General features: G+C 61.0%; 21 protein-coding genes. 5 read left to right on the top strand and 16 right to left on the bottom strand.

The features are described 5' to 3' along the window. Positions 1 to 26 precede the first annotated feature (26 nt). From coaA to hisB, 8 genes are read right to left on the bottom strand one after another with little or no spacing between them, the layout of a single operon-like run. Entirely contained in the window at positions 27 to 992 is a 966-nt protein-coding gene (coaA, locus tag OA90_RS06175) for a type I pantothenate kinase (protein WP_068408545.1), read from the bottom strand. A gap of 46 nt (positions 993 to 1,038) precedes the next feature. After that, positions 1,039 to 1,362: a phosphoribosyl-ATP diphosphatase gene (locus OA90_RS06170; RefSeq protein WP_068408543.1), complete on the bottom strand. Its 324-nt coding sequence runs from the start codon at positions 1,360 to 1,362 to the stop codon at positions 1,039 to 1,041. A gap of 17 nt (positions 1,363 to 1,379) precedes the next feature. After that, entirely contained in the window at positions 1,380 to 2,159 is a 780-nt protein-coding gene (gene hisF / locus OA90_RS06165) for an imidazole glycerol phosphate synthase subunit HisF (protein WP_068408541.1), read from the bottom strand. Continuing rightward, entirely contained in the window at positions 2,156 to 2,899 is a 744-nt protein-coding gene (gene hisA, locus OA90_RS06160) for a 1-(5-phosphoribosyl)-5-[(5-phosphoribosylamino)methylideneamino]imidazole-4-carboxamide isomerase (RefSeq protein ID WP_068408539.1), read from the bottom strand. Before hisA ends, hisF begins: the two co-directional genes overlap by 4 nt. Positions 2,900 to 2,905: 6 nt before the next feature. Beyond that, entirely contained in the window at positions 2,906 to 3,193 is a 288-nt protein-coding gene (locus OA90_RS06155) for a DUF1330 domain-containing protein (RefSeq protein WP_068408538.1), read from the bottom strand. A gap of 21 nt (positions 3,194 to 3,214) precedes the next feature. After that, positions 3,215 to 3,868: an imidazole glycerol phosphate synthase subunit HisH gene (gene hisH, locus OA90_RS06150; RefSeq protein ID WP_068408536.1), complete on the bottom strand. Its 654-nt coding sequence runs from the start codon at positions 3,866 to 3,868 to the stop codon at positions 3,215 to 3,217. Then, positions 3,865 to 4,365 carry a DUF2628 domain-containing protein gene (locus tag OA90_RS06145; RefSeq protein ID WP_068408534.1) on the bottom strand — a complete coding sequence of 167 codons (501 nt, stop codon included), beginning with the start codon at positions 4,363 to 4,365 and terminating at the stop codon, positions 3,865 to 3,867. The genes hisH and OA90_RS06145 overlap by 4 nt, the downstream gene beginning before the upstream one ends. A 13-nt stretch (positions 4,366 to 4,378) precedes the next feature. Next, on the bottom strand, positions 4,379 to 4,972 hold the full coding sequence (gene hisB / locus OA90_RS06140; protein ID WP_068408532.1) for an imidazoleglycerol-phosphate dehydratase HisB: 594 nt from the start codon (positions 4,970 to 4,972) through the stop codon (positions 4,379 to 4,381). Between the two features lie 140 nt (positions 4,973 to 5,112). On the opposite strand from hisB, the gene OA90_RS06135 reads away from it, so the two are divergent. Together OA90_RS06135 and pyrF are read left to right on the top strand one after the other, a co-directional pair. Then, complete coding sequence (locus OA90_RS06135) at positions 5,113 to 5,961, top strand: SDR family NAD(P)-dependent oxidoreductase (RefSeq protein ID WP_068408530.1); 849 nt, start codon at positions 5,113 to 5,115, stop codon at positions 5,959 to 5,961. A gap of 114 nt (positions 5,962 to 6,075) precedes the next feature. Beyond that, complete coding sequence (gene pyrF, locus OA90_RS06130) at positions 6,076 to 6,816, top strand: orotidine-5'-phosphate decarboxylase (RefSeq protein ID WP_068408528.1); 741 nt, start codon at positions 6,076 to 6,078, stop codon at positions 6,814 to 6,816. 155 nt (positions 6,817 to 6,971) lie between these two features. Here the strand turns inward: pyrF and OA90_RS06125 are convergent, their stop codons facing one another. The 3 genes from OA90_RS06125 to rocF all read right to left on the bottom strand — a co-directional run bounded on the left by OA90_RS06125 (position 6,972) and on the right by rocF (position 9,709). Further along, positions 6,972 to 7,520, bottom strand: coding sequence for a hypothetical protein (locus OA90_RS06125; protein WP_068408526.1), 549 nt, complete (start codon positions 7,518 to 7,520; stop codon positions 6,972 to 6,974). Between the two features lie 149 nt (positions 7,521 to 7,669). Continuing rightward, entirely contained in the window at positions 7,670 to 8,755 is a 1,086-nt protein-coding gene (locus OA90_RS06120) for an ornithine cyclodeaminase (RefSeq protein ID WP_068408524.1), read from the bottom strand. Between the two features lie 12 nt (positions 8,756 to 8,767). Further along, a complete protein-coding gene (gene rocF / locus OA90_RS06115) occupies positions 8,768 to 9,709 on the bottom strand; it encodes an arginase (protein WP_082836869.1) in 942 nt (313 codons plus the stop codon). Between the two features lie 129 nt (positions 9,710 to 9,838). On the opposite strand from rocF, the gene OA90_RS06110 reads away from it, so the two are divergent. Both OA90_RS06110 and OA90_RS06105 read left to right on the top strand, forming a co-directional pair. Beyond that, a complete protein-coding gene (locus OA90_RS06110) occupies positions 9,839 to 10,300 on the top strand; it encodes an Lrp/AsnC family transcriptional regulator (RefSeq protein ID WP_068408522.1) in 462 nt (153 codons plus the stop codon). A gap of 86 nt (positions 10,301 to 10,386) precedes the next feature. Continuing rightward, the gene (locus OA90_RS06105; protein ID WP_068408520.1) at positions 10,387 to 11,304 is read left to right on the top strand and encodes a bifunctional helix-turn-helix domain-containing protein/methylated-DNA--[protein]-cysteine S-methyltransferase; all 918 of its coding nucleotides are present in this window, start codon (positions 10,387 to 10,389) and stop codon (positions 11,302 to 11,304) included. Positions 11,305 to 11,403: 99 nt separating this feature from the next. Here OA90_RS06105 and OA90_RS06100 read toward each other — a convergent pair whose 3' ends face one another. The 4 genes from OA90_RS06100 to trpA all read right to left on the bottom strand — a co-directional run bounded on the left by OA90_RS06100 (position 11,404) and on the right by trpA (position 16,114). Continuing rightward, entirely contained in the window at positions 11,404 to 12,666 is a 1,263-nt protein-coding gene (locus tag OA90_RS06100; RefSeq protein ID WP_208985987.1) for a hypothetical protein, read from the bottom strand. Positions 12,667 to 12,718: 52 nt separating this feature from the next. Beyond that, the gene (locus tag OA90_RS06095) at positions 12,719 to 14,035 is read right to left on the bottom strand and encodes a folylpolyglutamate synthase/dihydrofolate synthase family protein (protein WP_244274549.1); all 1,317 of its coding nucleotides are present in this window, start codon (positions 14,033 to 14,035) and stop codon (positions 12,719 to 12,721) included. A 139-nt stretch (positions 14,036 to 14,174) separates the two neighbouring features. Beyond that, positions 14,175 to 15,137 carry an acetyl-CoA carboxylase, carboxyltransferase subunit beta gene (accD, locus tag OA90_RS06090; protein WP_068408516.1) on the bottom strand — a complete coding sequence of 321 codons (963 nt, stop codon included), beginning with the start codon at positions 15,135 to 15,137 and terminating at the stop codon, positions 14,175 to 14,177. A 143-nt stretch (positions 15,138 to 15,280) separates the two neighbouring features. Then, entirely contained in the window at positions 15,281 to 16,114 is an 834-nt protein-coding gene (gene trpA, locus OA90_RS06085) for a tryptophan synthase subunit alpha (protein ID WP_068408514.1), read from the bottom strand. Positions 16,115 to 16,384: 270 nt separating this feature from the next. Here trpA and OA90_RS06080 point away from each other — a divergent pair, with 270 nt between their 5' ends. Next, positions 16,385 to 16,624 carry a hypothetical protein gene (locus OA90_RS06080; protein ID WP_068408512.1) on the top strand — a complete coding sequence of 80 codons (240 nt, stop codon included), beginning with the start codon at positions 16,385 to 16,387 and terminating at the stop codon, positions 16,622 to 16,624. A 49-nt stretch (positions 16,625 to 16,673) separates the two neighbouring features. On the opposite strand, the gene trpB is transcribed toward OA90_RS06080, so the two are convergent. Then, positions 16,674 to 17,879, bottom strand: a complete 1,206-nt coding sequence (gene trpB, locus OA90_RS06075; RefSeq protein ID WP_199823629.1) for a tryptophan synthase subunit beta — start codon at positions 17,877 to 17,879, stop codon at positions 16,674 to 16,676. Between the last annotated feature and the right edge of the window lie 33 nt (positions 17,880 to 17,912).

Raw genomic sequence — 17,912 nt, 5'->3', positions numbered from 1 at the left:
GCGTTGGATCGACGATCCGAAGTGCCTCAGATCTTGCGCAGCGCGACCTTGGAAATCCGGTGGCTGGCGTTTTTCGACAGGATGAGATCGGCTCTCGGCCGCGTCGGCAGGATGTTCTCGCGCAGGTTCACCAGATTGATCTCGGTCCAGATCCTGTGCGCGGTCTCCTGAGCTTCCTCGTCCGAAATGCGCGAATACTTGTGGAAGTAAGACCCGGGATCGCGGAAAGCCGTTTCCCTCAATTGCATGAACCGGTCGACATACCATTTCAGCAGCAACTTCTCGCTGGCATCGATGTAGACCGAGAAATCGAAGAAATCCGAGACGAACGGCACCGCGCGTCCGTCCTTGGGCAGCTCCCGCGTCTGAAGGACGTTAAGACCCTCGACGATCAGGATGTCCGGCCTGTCGACGGTGATCGTGTGGCCGGGCATGACATCATAATAGAAGTGCGAATAGACCGGCGCTCTGACATGACGCTTGCCGGCCTTTATGTCGGACAGGAATTTCAGCAGCTGAGGCCGGTCGAAGCTCTCCGGAAAGCCTTTCTTGGACATCAATCCCTCGGCTTCCAGGATCGCATTCGGGTATAGAAATCCGTCCGTGGTGATCAGATCAACCTTGGGACTGGCCGGCCAGCGGGCAAGCAGCTCGCGCAAAACGCGGGAGGTGGTCGATTTTCCCACGGACACGGAGCCCGCGACGCCGATGATGAAGGGGGTCTTGCCGTCGCTGGTCTGGAGAAAGTTCTGCGTTGCCTGATGGATGGTCACCGTGGCTTCCGCATAAAAGGCGAGCAGCCGGGACAATGGCAGATAGATCGTCTCGACCTGCTCAATGGACATCGGCGCGTTCAGTCCCTGCAATTGCGAGACCTCATGACCCGACAAGGTCATTGGCGTGTCGGCCCGCAAGCGGGCCCACTGGCGCTCGGTGAACACCCGGTAGGGGGACAGATCCATGTCCAGGGCCGTTGAGACTTTCTGATCCATCTCTATCGCAGTCCCTGCTGCTGCGGCTGACCGCGGGAAACGGTTACTATTCCTGCGGCCGGGACGCCTTTTCTTCAAGTCCGGTCTGTCCCGTACGTTTGCCGAGTTCCATCATGACATCCCCTAGCGGAACATTGGACACGTTCAGAACCACCAGCAAATGATAAAGCACATCGGCGGCTTCCGCCGTCAATTCCGCGCGGTCCTGCCTGACGGCGGCAATCGCCGCTTCAACCGCTTCCTCTCCGAGTTTCTGCGCGCATTTGGCCACGCCCTTGCCGACAAGCTTGCGCGTATAGGACGTCTCGTCGCTGCTCTTCGCACGCGCGGCCACTATGGCGTCCAGATCGTCCAGAGTGAACTTGGTCATTTGGCTAGGTCCTTCAGTCAGGCATAAAGGCGCATCGGCACACCATCGGAGTCCATGTGCCTCTTGGCATCCTGGATGGTGAACTCGCCGAAATGAAAGATCGAAGCCGCCAGAACCGCGGTGGCGTGACCATCCCGGATACCTTCAACCATATGGTCCAGAGTGCCGACGCCACCGGAAGCGATGACGGGAACCGGCACCGCGTCGGCGATCGCCCGTGTCAGCGCGATATTGTAGCCGGATTTGGTGCCGTCTCTGTCCATGGAGGTGACCAGCAGCTCACCTGCGCCGAGTTCGACGACCTTTTTGGCGAATTCCACCGCGTCGATGCCTGTCGGATTGCGCCCACCATGGGTGAAGATCTCGAATTTTTCAGGTTCACCCGGTGCGTTGACCTGTTTGGCGTCAATCGACACCACAATGCATTGCGCCCCGAACTTTTCGGCCGCCGCGCGGACGAAGTCGGGATTTATCACCGCGGCGGTGTTGATGGACACCTTGTCCGCACCGGCGATGAGGAGCTTGCGGATATCCTCGACCGTGCGCACGCCGCCGCCAACCGTCACCGGCATGAAGCAGGCCTCGGCGGTCCGGCGCACCACGTCGTAGATCGTGTCGCGGCCCTCGTGACTGGCGGTGATATCGAGAAAGCACAGCTCGTCGGCTCCAGCGGCATCATAGGCCTTGGCAGCCTCCACCGGGTCGCCGGCATCCACGAGATCGACAAAATTGACGCCCTTGACGACACGGCCGTCCTTCACGTCAAGGCAGGGAATGACACGAGCCTTCAAAGTCATGATGCGCTGCTCCGCTCCGCCGCGATCAGCTCCATCGCCTCTTTCGGGTCGAGCCGCCCGTCATAGAGGGCTCTTCCGGAAATCGCCCCTTCGAGAATATTGCAATCCGGCTCCAGCAGCCGGTGAATGTCATCTATGGAGGCCAGACCGCCCGAGGCGATCACCGGAATGGAGACGGAACGGGCCAGTTCGAGCGTGGAGGGGATATTGAGGCCCTTGAGAACGCCGTCCCTGTCGATATCGGTGTAGATGATCGCAGAAACACCCGCGTCCTCGAAGCGTCTGGCAAGGTCCACGGCGGTGAGCTCGGAGGTTTCCGCCCAGCCTTCAACGGCGACACGGCCACCCCTGGCGTCAATGCCGACGGCGATCTTGCCGGGAAACCTGCGGCAGGCCTCTTTCACCAGATCCGGATCGCGCACAGCGACCGTTCCGAGAATGACACGGGTGATGCCCTTTGCCAGCCAGGTCTCGATATGATCCAGGGTCCTGATCCCGCCGCCGAGCTGCACCGGATTGTTCGTCGCCGACAGAATGGCGTCAACCGCCGCGCCATTGACGGTTTCACCGGCGAAAGCCCCATTCAGGTCGACCACATGAAGCCATTCGAAACCCTGGTCCTCGAAGGCTTTCGCCTGGGCTCCGGGGTTGTCGTTGAAGACGGTCGCCTGATCCATGTCGCCAAGTTTCAGGCGCACGCACTGGCCATCCTTCAGATCGATGGCGGGAAAGAGAATCATGTTTTCCTAAATTCCTTCAACGATGACGATTTCGCCATCGGCAACTTTCTGACGGACTTTCACCGCCTGCTGATATTCCGGCGAGTTATAGCAATCGACAGCGTCCTGAAAGCTGGGAAACTCGATAATGACGTTGCGAGCCCGGCCCGGCCCCTCGACGGCATTGGTCTTGCCACCGCGTGCCAGAAAGACCGCTCCGAACCTCTGAAAGGCCGGTTTCGCCGTCTCGACGTATAGCGGATATCCGTCCTGATCGTTCACATCAACCCGCGCGATCCAATAGGCTTTCGTCATGTCTGTCTCCCGAATTGATTTTTAGGGCGTCCAGTCCAGAAAATTGGCGATCAGCTCAAGTCCGAGCCGCTGGCTTTTTTCCGGGTGGAACTGGGTTCCGATCATATTGTCCTTCGCCGCCATCGCCGTGAAAGTGCCGGCATAGTCGAAGGTCGCCAGCCGGTCGTCCTCACGGGCACATTCAAGGTGATAGGAGTGGACGAAATACGCATGCAGGCCGTCCGGGCCCGTTTCGATGCCCTTGAACACCGGATGACCGTCAGGCCGGACGTCGATGGTGTTCCAGCCCATATGCGGGATCTTCAGGGACGGATCGGACGGTTTCATGGCCGTCACGTCGCCCTCGATCCAGCCCAGGCCTTCGACCGTCTCGAATTCAAGACCGCGGCCGGCCATGAGCTGCATGCCGACGCAAATGCCGAAAAACGGCTTGCCCCGGACGCGAACTGTCTCTTCCAACGCTTCCGGCATGCCGTCGACCGCCCACAGGCCGCGCTTGCAGTCTGCGAAGGCGCCGACGCCCGGCAACACCACATAGTCGGCCTTGAGAACCCGCTCCGGGTCGGCGGTCACGATCACATTCGGCGTATGGGCATGAGCGCGGGCCGCGCGCTCGAATGCCTTTTCCGCCGAGCGCAGATTGCCCGAGCCGTAGTCGATAATCGCAATTGTCATTGACGGGTCTCCGGACCAAGCGTCAGGCCGACGACCTGCTCGCTGCCCACCCTCGGGATGATTGCTGCCGGAGCGGGACGCTGCCGATCCTTGCCTGCTTCGGGAGAAGCCGGGATCTGGCCGGGCTTGTGCAGAAAGCGCAGCTCGGCTTCAGCCACACCTTTGCCCTCGATGATACAGACCACACGCCAGCCCTTGCGTCCCAGAGACCAGCGGCGCAGCGCCTGCGCTTCCAGTGCGAACAGGATCGAGCCAATCATGGCGGCAAGTCCGATGGTGCCGCTGTCGAAAGACTGTGCCAGCAATTCGATCACGAGTGTCACCGCAAGATATCCGAGCAGAACCAGCCACATGCGGTGAAACAGCAGCCAGATGGGTGAAAAGAAAAAGGCAAGGAAAGAGAACCCGTCCGGCACAAAGGCAAGCCGGTCGGTCTGGCGGGGATCTCCCGCCAGATCTTCAAATTCCGGCGGAGCCATGACGATGTAAGTGCTCATGCGCCAATCCGTTTCAGCTGCCAAGCCGGCCCTTGGTGGTCGGAACCCGATCCGCCTGCCGGGGATCGATTTCAACCGCCTTGCGCAACGTGCGGGCAACGGCCTTGAAGCAGGTTTCCGCGATATGGTGGCAATTGGACCCGTAAAGATTGGCGATATGAAGGGTGATGCCGGAATTCATCGCGAAGGCGCGGAAGAACTCCTCGAACAGCTCCGTATCGAATTCACCGATCTTGTCCCGGTCGAAGGTCACGTCCCAGACCAGGAATGGCCGTCCGGACACGTCGAGCGCGCAGCGGGTCAGGGCCTCGTCCATGGCAAGGTGCGTGTCGGCATAACGGTTGATGCCCGCCAGATCGCCCAAGGCCTCGCGAATCGCCTGGCCCAGCGCGATGCCGGTGTCCTCGACCGTGTGGTGAAAATCAATGTGGGTGTCACCGTCCGCGCGGACCTTGATATCAATCAGCGAATGGCGCGAAAGCTGCTCCAGCATATGATCGAAGAACCCGACGCCGGTCTGGACGTCATACGCGCCCGTGCCGTCCAGGTTGATTTCTACCGAAATGCGGGTTTCTTTCGTATCGCGCGATACACTCGCTGTGCGCATAAGCTGTTGTCCTCGTTCAGGGTGACGAACCGGCGGTGTTGTAGCAGCCTGAACCGCCCAATGAAATAGAGACTTCGACGCGAAAGTTCCGGCGGTTCCCTGACCGCCCTGTTCCAACCCGAATGCAGGAGAGACCGACCATGTACACAAAAGCAGTTTCAGAAGGCGGCCTTGCCGTTGTGACCGGTGCTGCGAGCGGTGTTGGACTGGCAGCCGCCATCCGATTCGCCGAGGCTGGGCTGGGCGTCATCCTGGCCGATCTGCCGGGCGCTGCCCTCGAGGCGGCAACCCGGACGGTGCGCGCCGCCGCGCAACCGGATGCCGTGGTGCTTGCCGTTGCCACAGATGTCGCCGACACGACCCAGGTCGAGGCTTTGGCCGCAAAGGCCTTCGCAAGTGGGCCGGTTGCCGTTCTGATGAACAATGCGGGCATCAGCCTGCCGACCACGGCGTGGGGAGAGGCCGACAACTGGTCGAAGCTGATCGACGTCAATTTCTTCGGTGTCTTGCGCGGGGTTCAGGCGTTCACGCAACGCATGATCGATGCCGGCCGCCCGGCGGCGATCATCAACACCGGCTCCAAACAGGGGATCACCACACCGCCGGGCAATCCGGGCTACAATGTCACGAAAGCGGCGGTCAAGGTGCTCAGCGAGCAGCTCGCGCATGAACTGCGGCAGGCGGGCGCGCCGATTTCGGTGCATCTCTTCGTGCCGGGTTTTACCTTCACGGGCATAACCGCGGGCAATCATAAGGAAAAACCTGCGGCCGCCTGGACCAGTGAGCAAACAGTCGATTATTTCATCGAGCGCATGGCCGCGGGCGATTTCTACATCCTGTGCCCGGACAATGACGTAGACAGTGCCCGGGACCGGCTGCGGGCCAGATGGGCCATCGGCGACATCATCGAGAACCGCCCGCCGCTCTCGCGCTGGCATCCGGACTACAAGGACGCCTATGCCGCGTTTGAAAGACCGTGCGAAAGCTGATCAGGCCTTCGTATCTGTTGGCGGACGACTTCGAACCGTGGTCCGCTTCTGGCGCGGCTGTGTGCGAAATGGTAGGATCAGGCCATTCCCCAGCCGCAGAAAGGAACCCGAATCATGCCGAACAGCCGCTTCGCACCCGAAAACTCGCGCGACCGCCTGATGTTTGCACTGGACGTTCCGACTGTCGCTGAAGCGGAAGATCTGGTCAGGCGGACCGACGGCAAGGTCGGCGTCTACAAGATCGGCATGGAACTACAGTTCGCGGGCGGTCTGGAATTCGCGCGCGATCTGGCGGCGGAAGGCCGGAAAATTTTCCTCGATGTCAAACTCCACGACATCGACATGACCATCACCAAGGCGGTGCGCAACGTCGCCAGGATGGGGGTCACCTTCGTGACACTGCATGCCTATCCCAAGACAATGCGGGCAGCGGTGAGGGGACTGGCGGAAGACGGCAATCCTAATCTGTGCCTGCTAGGCGTGACCGTCCTGACCTCCATGGATGAGGCGGACCTGCATGCGGCCGGATATCGCGGCCCGCTCACAGACGTGGTGGAGGCACGCGCCAGGGACGCGAAAGCCGCCGGCATGGGCGGGATCGTCTGTGCCGCGACAGAATCCCGGAGATTGCGGCCGATCCTCGGCGACGAATTGGTCATTGTGACCCCCGGCATCCGCCCGGCGGGCAGTGCGGCCAGCGACCAACGCCGTATCATGACCCCGGCCGAGGCCATGCGCGCCGGCAGCGACTATCTGGTCGTCGGCAGGCCGATCAGCCAGGCCGCCGACCCCGGTGCGGCTGCCGAAGCAGTCGTTGCGGAGATCGACGGAGCGCTGGACGCTGTTCCGGCCTAGCAGGCTGTCGCTTCAAATTGAATTCAGGAAGTCGCCAAGCGCATTCGCAATACAAACGCTGACCCGGGCCGTCTTCCTGAATCGATGAATCCGCTTAAACGCGACAGGCCCTGCACCAACCTCAACAAACAAGACCCTGTTTGAAAGGGTTGATACTAGAGCACGCCTTCGACCGTGAAACCGCATTGCTCGGCAACCTTGCGGTAGGATGCGGTAAAGCCGTTCAGCGAGGCGGTGTAGAAAAGACCGCCCGGCGCGACGATGTCAATCTGGCCGTTGCGCTGCATCGCCTGCAGGACGCGCTGATTGTCCTCATAGGGAAAATTTGTCTCCGCGAAGGCAAATCCGTCTTCGTCGAAACCGGCAAAGACCGTCGCCTGCGCGCTGTCGCCGTCATCGAAGACGAAATTCACCTTCTGATCGTTCTGCAAAACGGTTGCCTGACCGCGGAAGGCATGTTCGGAGAGCTGGACGCCCGGAAAATAGCCGGGCGGAAGCGCGTCGCCGTTCGAGATGGAAAAACCAACCGTCGGATCGCCATCACCGCCCGTCCACATCCGGCATGTGGTTCGCAAATCTTCCCCCGTATCCACCGTTTCAACCAGGACGGTCCAGTCCTTGTAGGTAAAATACTGGTCGCTGGCCTGGGCGACCGAGGCCGTGCAGCAGGCAAGGCTCAGGAGAGCAAAAAATCTGAAATTCATGGAATATCCTTAAGTGACCTGACGTTGAAGAGCGTTCTTTCAACATGGATATTCTTAAGATTTAAAGCACTCTGCCTGGAAGATTTTATCTTCATCGCTCCGGGACGAAGCAAGCTGTCCATCACCGCACCGGGACCGCAAGGACCGGCTCAAGCCGCCTTGTCGTCATCGCAGGCGGCGGAGCGCAGCACCATGCCGTAGAGATCGCGGGGGTCGTCCGGGTCGGCCAGGAGATCCAGCTTTTCGAAGTGACCGGTTTTCGGCAGCAGATCGCGCACATAGCGCAGGGCGGCGAAATCCTCGATAGCGAAGCCGACGCTGTCGAAGAGCGTGATCTGGTCGTCGGACGTGCGGCCGGGAACCTTGCCGGAGTAAACCTGCCAGAGTTCGGTGACCGGGTGGTCCCTGTCGAGTTGCTGGAATTCGCCCTCGATATGGGTCTGGTCGGGAAACTCGACAAAGATGTCGGAGCGCAGAAGGATGTCCCTGTGCAGCTCGGTCTTGCCCGGACAGTCGCCCCCGACCGCGTTGATATGAACACCTGCCCCGACCATGTTGTCCGTCAGGATGGTCGCGTTCTTCTTGTCGGCCGTCACCGTCGTGATGATCTGCGCACCTTCGATGGCATCTTCCGGCGTCTTGCAGATGGTCACGTTCAGGCCGGAATCCAGCAGGTTGCGGGCGAGGCGCAGGCTGGCCGCCTTTTCGATGTCGAAGGCGCGAATTTCGGTAATGCCGAGCAGTTCCTTGAAAGCCAGGCACTGGAAATCGGACTGGGCGCCGTTGCCGATCACGGCCATGGTGGTCGCGCGCTTCGGGGCCAGATATTTCGCGGCCAGTGCCGAGTTCGCGGCGGTGCGCAGGGCTGTCAGGATGGTCATTTCACTGAAAAGAACCGGATAACCGGTCTTCAGGTTGGCGAGAACGCCAAACCCCGTCACCGTCTGCAGGCCGTCGTTTGTGTTGCCCGGGTGGCCGTTGACATATTTGAAGCCGAAGGTCTTGCCGTCGCTGGTCGGCATCAGCTCGATGACGCCCTGGGGCGCATGTGCGGGAATGCGCGGTTTCTTGTCGAAACTTTCCCACCGGAGAAAATCCTCTTCAATGTAGTCCGCGAGGCCGCGCAGGAAGGTCCCGACACCAACGGCGCGCACAATGCGCATCATGTTATCGACACTGACGAAAGGCACGTAGGCGAGATCGGACGGTTTCAGATCGGCGGCTGCACGTTGCATGGGATTGATCCTTCAAAAGCTTCTTGTCGGCCGGTCGAAGACGCGACGACCGAAAAGGCTGCCCGCGAGTTCGACCATCAGGCGCGCGGTTCTTCCGCGTTCATCCAGGAATGGGTTGAGTTCGACGAGATCGAGGGAGGTCACCAGGCTGCTGTCGTGCAGCATTTCCATGACCAGATGAGCCTCGCGGAAGGAGGCCCCGCCCGGAACGGTGGTTCCCACGGCCGGGGCGATTTCCGGGTCGAGGAAATCGACGTCCAGGGAAACATGCAGCAAGCCGTTTGCGGCCCGCACCCGCTCCAGAAACGGCTTCAGCAGCGGTCCGATGCCTTGCTCGTCGATCCGGCGCATATCGCTGACACCGACGCCGAGACTGCGCAGCATGTCGCGCTCTTGCGCGTCGATGGAGCGGACCCCGAGTATTTCGACGTTTTCCGGCCTCAGGGTGTGCTGAAGCGGCGATCCGAGCAGATCGTCAAAACCGGGCAGGCCACACAGGAAGGCGAGCGGCGTGCCGTGCAGATTGCCGCTGGCAGTGCTCTCCAGAGTATGAAAATCCGAGTGGGCGTCGAGCCATAGCACGAAGAGCGGACGGTTCTGCGCGGCCGCGGCCCTGGCCTGGCCGGAGACCGAACCCGCGGCCATGGCGTGATCACCGCCCAGATAGATCGGAAAGACGGGTGCGGCGCCAAGATCGGCTGCCTTGTCATGAAGCGCCCGCGTCCAGCCGACATAGGCCCTGTAGTTCTTAAGGATGGGATTGGGAACGCGTAGGGGACCGATTTCGGCGGGTGCCAGGTTGCCGTGATCGATGACCGTGTGACCCAGCGCCTCAAGCATGCCGGCAAGCCCGGCGGTGCGATAGGCGTCCGGACCCATGAGACAGCCTCGCTGTCCCGCGCCTTCGTCAACGGGCGCGCCGACCAGCACAATGTCTTTCCTGGCAACGTTCACCTTGTTCCTCCGCCCGTCTCCGAATGTTTCAATTCTGCGGAAACATGGCGGCGGAGTAAATCCACTCACTTGATCAATTGCGCAATCAGATCTATCATTCTGATATGTATAATTGATCAAAGTGATAATATGGACGATCTGGATCTGCGATTGATAGCTTTGCTACGTCACGATGGCCGGAGATCGGTGTCCGATTTGGCGAGTGAATTGAAAGTCACACGCGCAACGGTTCGCGCGCGGATGGAAAAGCTGGTGGAGACCGGCGAAATCCTCGGCTTCACGGCGGTCCTGCGCGATGACTGGCGGGACCTGCCGATCCGTGCCGTCACCCTCGTCGTGGTGGAGGGTCGAAACACCGACCCCGCGATCCGCGCCCTGAGCGCGATGGCCGAGGTCCGGGCGATTCATTCCACCAATGGCAAATGGGATCTTGTCCTCGATGTCGCGACGCGGGACCTGTCCGCTTTCGACGATGCGCTGAACAGGATCCGGCTGATCGACGGCATCGCGGCAACGGAAACCAACCTGCTTCTGACCACACGCAAGGGACCTGCGGTCTCCGCGAACGAATTCAAGCAGGAGGCGGGGTAACTGGCTGGCTCTCTCGCAAATCGGGTCGCCCCTGCTCCCGGCGGCCGCTAGGATCGGACCGGACATGAGGAAATGAGGCAATCGCCATGACCAAAGTCATCGATCTTGCCGGCCTTGCGCCGGACCCCACGCCGATTTCGGTCGGCGAGGAAGCCGCCGAGCATTATGCCGTGGTCCGCCGGACACTTGAGCGGATCACCAGCGACTGGCGCGATCAACCGTCACTGGAACAACTGGCGCGGGAGGCGGGATTGCAACCGATCCAGCTGCAAAGAGTGTTCTCGCGCTGGGCCGGACTGACCCCGAAACAGTTTTTGCAGGCAATCACGCTCGACCACGCCAAGGCACTCCTGCGGGACTCCGCGAGCGTTCTGGATGCCTCCTATGAAGTCGGCCTGTCCGGCTCATCCCGTTTGCACGATCTCTTCGTCACGCACGAAGCCATGACCCCGGGCGATTACCGGAACCGGGGCGGCGGGCTGGCAATTGCCTATGGCTTTCATCCCTCGCCGTTCGGCCAGGTGCTCGTCATGGCCACCGACAAGGGCCTCGCCGGCCTCGGCTTCGCCGACCCGGGCGAGGAGCAAGCGGCCCTGGAAGACATGAGCGGCCGCTGGCCGGCGGCGCGGTATGTTCAGGATCTGGAGGCAACGTCCGGCTATGCCGAACGCGTATTCGATCCGGAAAAATGGCAGCAGGACCAGCCCCTGAATATCGTCATGATCGGTACGGATTTCGAAATCCGGGTCTGGCAGACGCTCCTGAACATTCCCATGGGCCAGGTCACCACCTATTCCGACGTCGCCGCGCGCATCGGCAGCCCCAAGGCGTCACGGGCCGTCGGAACGGCGGTCGGCCGCAACCCGATTTCCTTCGTGGTTCCCTGCCACAGGGTACTCGCCAAGGGCGGTAAACTCGGTGGCTATCACTGGGGCCTTACCCGCAAGCGCGCCATTCTCGGCTGGGAAAGTGGATTGTCCGGACCCGTGCTGGAATGTGTTTGAAGCCTTTGCCGGTTGGAACGGAAAACATCGGTTCCGGAGGAAGGTTACAGGCCCTGCATTCACCTGATATCCGAGAGCGCGCCGTACCGGCTCACCTACTCAATGCACAGGGCCCGGCGGCAGGGGGTAGCTGCCGGTGATCGACCAGCCGAAGGAGGCGAGGCGTTCCGCTGCCATGGGGGTGAAGTCGCCGGTGATCAGGAAGTCCACGCCGGTGAGAGGAAACGGCAGGCTGCCGAGGCCTTCATGCATGGCGGAAAAGGTCTGCGCGACAGTCTGGGTCCAGGCCACCATGTCGAGCGGCATGACAATGGCCGCTTGCCCGTCGCGCCGGATGGCGACGGGAATGCCGGAGACCAGCTTTATCTGACTGAGGCCGGAGACGGTCCGGTTGTAGGTTTCCAGAAGGACGACCCGGCGCAGCTGGAAATAGGCAATGTCACGGCTGTCGGCCTCGGCGGCCTTGGCCGCGACGAGGTCAAGATCCTGAACCCCGGGCATAGCCAGCAGCTGATAGGCGATGACCGCCTTTTCCCCTTCGGTAAAGAACGGATTGGCTGCGATTTTCGTAATTGTCGCCTCCGACACGCCGGCCTTGCGAAATGTTTCCGCCGTGCGCTCTTCCAACTCGGCGGGAGAGCTGTCGACGATCATCGTGCGGAAATTGTTCGCCGTGCGGGCCGTGTTGACGATCAGGCCCCCCGGGAGAAGGCTGGTAATCGCCGTTATCGTCCAGTTGCCCGCCGTGGTGACGCTGGCGGTTTCATCGAGTTTTTCCGAAAGCGGCCGGTAGAATGTATAAGGATCGACGCCGAGTTCCACAGCAAGTTCACGCCGGGCGCGGGCCTGACCGGTAATCGACCTGGCGAGCTCCGCCGGGGAACCGCCCTTGCCGCTCACTACGGCTTCGACGCCTTTGGTCAGGCGCCCGAACATGCGTCCGACACCCGTCGCCGTGCTTTTGGCCGTGCCGACCGGGTCGGTGACCGTGCTCTCGACGAATTCGACCGGTTTCATTGCGGCCTGCTTGAGACCGTCGACAAAGTTCGCATCGTTCTTGAGACCCTCCAGACCGATCACGACCGCAATTTCCGACAATCGGAGTTTCAGAAGGCCGTCGCCTTCGATCCTCTCAACGCCAAGATCCGTCTGGAGCTGGTAAATACGCAGGAAACCGTCGCCGCGGACCGGCGCAAGAACGGCATAGCCCGGGCCGAGTTCCTTTCCCGCCAGAACGGTGGCCGGGTCCTGTTCCGGAGGCGTTTCAAACTGGCCGGAGAGCGCAAATGCGGTGGCCGCAACCGCGACGGTGCCCGCGAGAAGACCGGCAAACCGAACCGACACCTTGAACATCGGATGCATCAGCTTCTCTCCCTGTCGCCAAAGATCGCTATGGCATTATGAATCGTCCGGCCTATCGCGGCGCCGTGCCGTTGCGCGCCAAAGCCTCACCAGCCAGATAAAGCGATCCGCAAATCAGGATTCTCGGTGGCTCGCCATCCTTCGCGGCACAGACTGCCACATCGGCAAGCGCTGCGTCCAGAGACTGGAACGGTGTTGCCTCCAGACCGGCGCAACGGGCGAGATCCGCGAGATCTTCCGGCGTTCTGGCAGTGTTTGTCGAGGAGATCGGCACGGTGCCGACATGGCGGACCAGACCGTGAAAAGGCCGAAAGAATCCGACCGGGTCCTTGGTGGTCAGCATACCGGACACCAGATAGAGCGGCCGGGGAGCGCGCTCCTCCTGCTCCCCCATGAACTCGGCGATGGAAACACCAGCACCGGGATTGTGGCCGCCATCGACCCAGACTTCCGCATCGTCCGGGCACAGGTCATGGAGCGGCCCGTGCGTGACCGGCTGAAGGCGTCCCGGCCAGTTGACCGACTTCAGGCCATCGGCAATGACGGCCTCTTCCGGCAGAAGCCCGGCTGACTTCAGCGTTGCCAGCGCCAGACCGGCATTGGCGACCTGATGGCGGCCGTTCAACACCGGCAAGGGCAGATCGATCAGCTCATCGTCGTCCTGAAAGATCATCCGGCCCTGATCCTCCAGGGCCACAAAATCCTGACCGAAGACTTCGACAGAGGACCGGTTTCGGGCTGCCTGGCGGCCGATCACCTTAAGGGCGGCGTCTTCCTGAGCCGCGCAAACGACCGGAACACCCTGCTTGATAATCCCTGCCTTTTCCGCGGCAATATCCGCGACGTCATCGCCGAGGAATTTCTCGTGATCCATGGAGACCGGCGTTATGACCGTTGCAAGCGGCCGGTCGACGACGTTGGTCGCGTCCAGACGCCCCCCGAGTCCTACTTCCAGAAGCAAAATGTCGGCAGGGTTGTCTGCAAACAGCAGGAAGGCCGCGGCGGTGGTGATTTCGAAAAACGTGATTTCCTCGCCGGCATTGGCTTCCTCACAGCGCTGTAACGCATCCTGAAGCATGGCGTCGGAGACGAATTTACCGTCCGTGCCGAGCCGGATGCGTTCGTTGAAGGAGACCAGATGCGGCGAGGTGTAGACGTGGCAGCGTTTTCCGGACGCTTCCAGCACCGCCCGCATTGTGGCGGTCACGGAGCCCTTACCGTTGGTACCGGCGATATGAATGACCGGCGGCAGATGCCTTTCCGGGTGGCCAAGCGCCACCAGCAGCCGGTGCATGCGCCCAAGCGAGAGATCTATCTCCTTGGGGTGCAGGGCCAGCAGGCGGTCGAGGATTTTGATAATTTGATCCAATGCGCCCTCCGCGGGCCCCTTTGGTCCCGTGTTCAGCATGAGATACGCGTTTACGAGATGGCCGGCCGCCTGACAAGCGGCGAGGCCAAATTTGTTCTCTCATGCCGTTTTCGCGACAATTCAGGGTAAACCTGAATGCTTATTTGGCGGCTTCGGTCTCTTTGGCCTTTGCTTCCACCGGAGCGTCAGCTTCAGAATTGGCCTCGGGTTCCGCTTCTTTCGGAGCTTCAAGCGCCATTTGCGGCAACTGGACTTCCCGTTTCATGAGAATGCCGCAGATCCGGGCGACCGTGTCCTTCATCTGCTGGCGCGGCACCACCATGTCGATCATGCCGTGTTCGAGAAGGTATTCGGCCGTCTGGAAATCGTCCGGTAGTTTTTCGCGGACCGTCTGTTCGATCACGCGCCGGCCAGCAAAGCCGATCTGGGCGCCGGGTTCGGCGATCTGGACATCGCCCAGCATCGCGTAAGACGCTGAAACGCCGCCCGTCGTCGGGTTGGTCAGAACAACGATATAGGGCAGTCCCGCTTCGCGCAGCATCTGCACGCCGACTGTGGTGCGGGGCATCTGCATCAGCGACAGGATGCCTTCCTGCATTCTGGCACCGCCAGAGGCAACGAACATGACGAAGGGGGTCTTGTCCTCAACGGCCTTCAACATGCCGGCAAGGATGGCCTCTCCGACGGCCATGCCGAGAGAGCCGCCGATAAAGGTGAAGTCCTGAATGGCCGTGGTGATATCCATGCCGTTGACCTTGCCCTGGGCGACATGGATGGCCTCGTCGTCGCCGGTCTTGGAGCGGGCATCCTTCAGGCGGTCATTATAGCGCTTGCTGTCGCGGAACTTGAGCGGGTCGGCATGAACCTCTGGCGTTGCGACACGGGTGTACTGGCCGCCGTCGAAAAAGGATTCCAGCCGCCGGCGCGCCGGCATGCGCATGTGATGCCCGGAATTCGGGATAACCCAGAGATTTGCCTCCAGGTCCCGGTGGAACACCATCTCCCCCGTTTCCGGACACTTGATCCAGAGATTTTCCGGAACTTCACGCTTTTTCCAAAGATCCCGGATCTTGGGGCGTACGATAGAATTGATCCAGTTCACGTTTCACGTGTCCGTTGCTTTGAGCTGTTTGAGGATATGTAAAGCCGTTTGACCAGCTTTCCCGCAAGTGCTCCGGTTACCGACAGGCGGGAATATGGGGTCCGCCACACTTCCCGCCAATACAATTGCCAAATGGGGCGAGATCAGGACTTACGGGATCGGGCGCAGCCGCCGGCCAGTCCGGTCACCACATCACAAACCGCCTGTACCGTTCTGTCCGTCGCCTTGCCTGTTTCATCCAGGCTGTCGCGAATGGCATTGACCAGAACCGAGCCGACCACCACACCGTCCGCATCCTTGCCGATAACGGCCGCCTGCTCGGCGGTCTTGACGCCGAAACCGACGGCCACGGGCAAATCGGTATGGCCCTTGATCCGGTTGACGGCGTCGGTAACCCGGCCGGTATCGGCGATATCGGCGCCGGTTATGCCTGTGACGGATACGTAATAGACGAAACCGGAGGTATTGGCCAGAACGGCGGGCAGCCTCTTGTCGTCCGTCGTGGGCGTCGCCAGACGGATGAAGTTCAGCCCGGCGTCCATCGCCGGAATACACAACTCGTCGTCGGCTTCCGCCGGAATATCGACAATGATGAAGCCGTCGACACCGGCGTCTTTGGCGACCTGGACGAATTTCACCGGTTCGCGCACATAAATGGGATTGAAGTAGCCCATCAGGATGATCGGCGTTTCCTGATCTTTCATGCGGAACCTGCGGACCATGTCGAGAGTCTTTTCCATGGTCTGGCCCGCAGCCAGGGCGCGCTGGTTGGCGAGCTGGATCGGAATGCCTTCGGCCATCGGATCGGAGAAGGGCATGCCGAGTTCGATGATGTCGGCACCAGCCGCCGGTAGAGCGTCCAATACGGCCTGAGACGTTTCGAGATCCGGATCGCCTGCGGTAATAAACGTGACGAGAGCCGGTCGGCCTGCGTCCGCACAGGCCTTAAAACGGCGGTCGATGCGCGTTTGCGTCATGCACTGCTACCCTTCCTGCGCCTGCTTCACATCCCCGCAGGCCTTTTTCGTTCCTGCGATGTACGGGGGCCGCAGGCACCCTGTCAATCCAACAATGCACAAACGGACCTACCGGGACTGTACGCGGGATGGCCCGGAGCCATAGCTCAGCTCCACTGTTTGTGCATGGCAGCAATTCGGGAAACCCGTAAATTCTGACTGGAAGAATGCACTAAGTGCGCCTATTCTAAGATCAGTCTCAACCCCGCAAACGACAACAAGGAGCTGAAAATGGCCCATTCCCTCTTCGAACCGGCCCCCAGACCTCTCGGCGAAAAGCTTTGGCGGAGCATGAAGAGATTCAATATCGGCTTTCACGCCAGCCAAAGGCAACCGCTTGGCTCGGTGCGGCCTGCGGTGTCCGAACCGCCGCAGCAGGAGGAGCATCTGGATGCGCGCGGTCAGCAGCAGCTTCTGGAATCCGCGCTTGCCGCCCGTCCGATCCTTGCAAAGAAAGGCCGCGCGTCCTGAAAACGCACGGCCTATACAATCTCGTCAATCGTAGCCAGGCAGCCCCGATCTAAAGGTCGAAGCCCAGCATCTCGCCGACCGCAAAGACGTCCTTGTCGCCACGGCCGCAGAGGTTCATGACAAGGATCTGATCCTTGTCCATCTGCGGTGCCAGCTTGACCACATGAGCCAGCGCATGGGCCGGCTCCAGCGCCGGAATGATGCCTTCGACACGGGTGAGCATCTGGAAAGCCTCCAGAGCTTCGGTGTCCATTACCGGCACGTATTCCACGCGGCCGATTTCCTTCAGCCAGGAATGTTCCGGACCGATGCCCGGATAGTCGAGACCGGCGGAAATCGAGTGGCCTTCCAGAATCTGACCATCGTCATCCTGCAGCAGGTAGGTTCGGTTTCCATGGAGAACCCCGGGCTTGCCGGCTGTCAAGGAGGCGCAATGTTCTTCGCCCTGCAGACCGCGACCACCGGCTTCCACGCCGTAGATCTTTACGTTCTTGTCATCCAGGAACGGATGGAACAGACCGATGGCATTGGAGCCGCCGCCGACAGCAGCCACCAGCGCATCCGGCAGACGGCCCTCGGCTTCCGTCATCTGGTCGCGCAGTTCCTTGCCGATCACCGACTGGAAATCGCGCACCATTTCCGGGTAGGGGTGGGGGCCCGCCGCCGTGCCGATCAGGTAATAGGTGTCGTCGACATTGGTGACCCAGTCCCGCAACGCCTCGTTCATGGCATCCTTCAGGGTCCCGGCCCCGGCGGTCACCGGAACGATCTCGGCACCCAGAAGCTTCATGCGGAAGACGTTGGGTTTCTGCCGCTCCACGTCGGTCTTGCCCATGTAGACGACGCAGGGCAGACCGAAGCGGGCGCAGACAGTTGCGGTGGCGACGCCATGCTGACCGGCGCCTGTTTCCGCGATGATGCGGGTCTTGCCCATGCGCTTGGCCAGAAGGATCTGGCCCAGGCAGTTGTTGATCTTGTGCGACCCGGTATGGTTCAGCTCGTCACGCTTGAAATAGATCTTGGCACCGCCGAGCTCTTCCGTCAGGCGCTCGGCGAAATAGAGCGGCGAGGGGCGGCCGGTATAGTTCTTGTTCAGGTCCTCGATCTCGGCATGGAAAGCCGGATCGTTCTTGGCATCCTTGTAGTGCTGTTCCAGATCCAGGATCAGCGGCATAAGGGTCTCGGCGACATAGCGGCCCCCGAAGATGCCGAAGTGACCGCGATCGTCCGGGCCGGTCCGAATGCTGTTTGCCATCTCGTTCACGCGTAAACTCCTTGCCGCAGGCAG

This window comes from Labrenzia sp. OB1, from assembly GCF_001624695.1.
Taxonomy (GTDB): domain Bacteria; phylum Pseudomonadota; class Alphaproteobacteria; order Rhizobiales; family Stappiaceae; genus Roseibium.
Note: the sequence above shows the minus strand (reverse complement) of the source record. Positions and strands in the feature narration are given on the sequence as shown.

Bases quoted from the DNA above. Each gene is read 5' to 3' on its own strand.
- coaA (WP_068408545.1), bottom strand. From the start codon at position 992: ATGGATCAGAAAGTCTCAACGGCCCTGGACATGGATCTGTCCCCCTAC.
- OA90_RS06170 (WP_068408543.1), bottom strand. From the start codon at position 1,362: ATGACCAAGTTCACTCTGGACGATCTGGACGCCATAGTGGCCGCGCGT.
- hisF (WP_068408541.1), bottom strand. From the start codon at position 2,159: ATGACTTTGAAGGCTCGTGTCATTCCCTGCCTTGACGTGAAGGACGGC.
- hisA (WP_068408539.1), bottom strand. From the start codon at position 2,899: ATGATTCTCTTTCCCGCCATCGATCTGAAGGATGGCCAGTGCGTGCGC.
- OA90_RS06155 (WP_068408538.1), bottom strand. From the start codon at position 3,193: ATGACGAAAGCCTATTGGATCGCGCGGGTTGATGTGAACGATCAGGAC.
- hisH (WP_068408536.1), bottom strand. From the start codon at position 3,868: ATGACAATTGCGATTATCGACTACGGCTCGGGCAATCTGCGCTCGGCG.
- OA90_RS06145 (WP_068408534.1), bottom strand. From the start codon at position 4,365: ATGAGCACTTACATCGTCATGGCTCCGCCGGAATTTGAAGATCTGGCG.
- hisB (WP_068408532.1), bottom strand. From the start codon at position 4,972: ATGCGCACAGCGAGTGTATCGCGCGATACGAAAGAAACCCGCATTTCG.
- OA90_RS06135 (WP_068408530.1), top strand. From the start codon at position 5,113: ATGTACACAAAAGCAGTTTCAGAAGGCGGCCTTGCCGTTGTGACCGGT.
- pyrF (WP_068408528.1), top strand. From the start codon at position 6,076: ATGCCGAACAGCCGCTTCGCACCCGAAAACTCGCGCGACCGCCTGATG.
- OA90_RS06125 (WP_068408526.1), bottom strand. From the start codon at position 7,520: ATGAATTTCAGATTTTTTGCTCTCCTGAGCCTTGCCTGCTGCACGGCC.
- OA90_RS06120 (WP_068408524.1), bottom strand. From the start codon at position 8,755: ATGCAACGTGCAGCCGCCGATCTGAAACCGTCCGATCTCGCCTACGTG.
- OA90_RS06110 (WP_068408522.1), top strand. From the start codon at position 9,839: ATGGACGATCTGGATCTGCGATTGATAGCTTTGCTACGTCACGATGGC.
- OA90_RS06105 (WP_068408520.1), top strand. From the start codon at position 10,387: ATGACCAAAGTCATCGATCTTGCCGGCCTTGCGCCGGACCCCACGCCG.
- OA90_RS06100 (WP_208985987.1), bottom strand. From the start codon at position 12,666: ATGCATCCGATGTTCAAGGTGTCGGTTCGGTTTGCCGGTCTTCTCGCG.
- trpA (WP_068408514.1), bottom strand. From the start codon at position 16,114: ATGACGCAAACGCGCATCGACCGCCGTTTTAAGGCCTGTGCGGACGCA.
- OA90_RS06080 (WP_068408512.1), top strand. From the start codon at position 16,385: ATGGCCCATTCCCTCTTCGAACCGGCCCCCAGACCTCTCGGCGAAAAG.
- trpB (WP_199823629.1), bottom strand. From the start codon at position 17,879: ATGGCAAACAGCATTCGGACCGGCCCGGACGATCGCGGTCACTTCGGC.